Raw genomic sequence first — 1,155 nt, 5'->3', positions numbered from 1 at the left:
TGGCGTGGTCTACCGGTGGATGCAACGGGCTGATCCGGAAGGATTCTGCTCATGGTCGGGACGCGGTTGTCTGTGGTGGAGCGTGGCAAGATCGAGGCGCTGTGGCAGCAGGGGTTACGGATCCCTCAGATCGCGGCGGCGATTGGTCGGGATCGGACGGTCGTCTGGCGGGAGTTGACCCGCAATAACAGTGGTCGTCGGGCGGGGCCTCGGCATCCGGGCGGGTCGCGTTCTGATCATCCGGGTTTGGGTGGGGTTTATCGGTGGTCGTATTCGGCGTCGCTTGCGCAGTCGAAGACGATCCTGCGGCGTCGGCGGCCGAAGACTCGCAAGCTGATTCCCGCGTTCGGTGGGTCGCGGCCGATGCTGGGTGAGTTGGTGCGCCAGAAGTTGCGGCAGCGATGGTCGCCTAAGCAGATCAGCTCCTGGCTACGGTTGGAATACCCCGACCGGCCGGAGCTGCAGGTGTCTCACGAAACGATCTATCAAGCGATCTTCATCCAAGGTCGCGGATCGTTGCGCGCCGAAATCGCCCGCCAGGATGCGCTGCGGTCGGGGCGCACCGGCCGGCGCCCGCAATCCCGTGAAGCCGCAGCCGCACGATCCCGCAAACCCTGGGTGGTCGGGTTCAACATCTCCACCCGGCCGGCCGAGGCCGCCGACCGGGCCGTTCCCGGGCACTGGGAAGGCGACCTGGTCATCGGCGCCCGCGGATCCTCCGCGATCGTCACCCTGGTCGAACGCACCACCCGGTTCGTGATGCTCGGCGCCCTGCCCGACGGGCGCACCAGCCCGGAAGTGATCACCGTGCTGGCCACCCTGATGGGACGCGTCCCGGACCAGATCCGCCGCTCGCTGACCTGGGACCAAGGTGTTGAGCTCGCCCGCCACGCCGACTTCACACTCACCACCGGCTGCCCGGTGTTCTTCTGCGACCCGCACTCACCCTGGCAACGCGGCAGCAACGAGAACACCAACGGGCTCCTGCGCCAATACTTCCCCCGCACCAGCACAAACTTCCGCGAATACACCCAAGACGACCTCGACGCCATCGCCCGCCAACTCAACACTCGACCCCGACAGACCCTCAACTGGCAGAATCCAACCGAAAGACTCAACGAACTCCTCGTTGCATCCACCGACTGAAACCGCCGC

General features: G+C 66.0%; 1 protein-coding gene. It reads left to right on the top strand.

The genetic code is table 11. The features are described from left to right. Positions 1-51: 51 nt before the first annotated feature. The gene (locus tag ACFQ9V_RS20630) at positions 52-1,146 is read left to right on the top strand and encodes an IS30 family transposase (RefSeq protein ID WP_382460983.1); all 1,095 of its coding nucleotides are present in this window, start codon (positions 52-54) and stop codon (positions 1,144-1,146) included. Positions 1,147-1,155: the final 9 nt, after the last annotated feature.

This window comes from Leifsonia sp. NPDC056665 (assembly GCF_042791795.1).
GTDB lineage: Bacteria > Actinomycetota > Actinomycetes > Actinomycetales > Microbacteriaceae > Leifsonia.
The sequence above is the reverse complement of the archived record's forward strand: the minus strand, read 5'-3'. Positions and strand labels throughout refer to the sequence as shown.

What these genes read in the sequence shown, in the direction of transcription:
- ACFQ9V_RS20630 (WP_382460983.1), top strand. Translation starts at nt 52, where the DNA reads ATGGTCGGGACGCGGTTGTCTGTGGTGGAGCGTGGCAAGATCGAGGCG.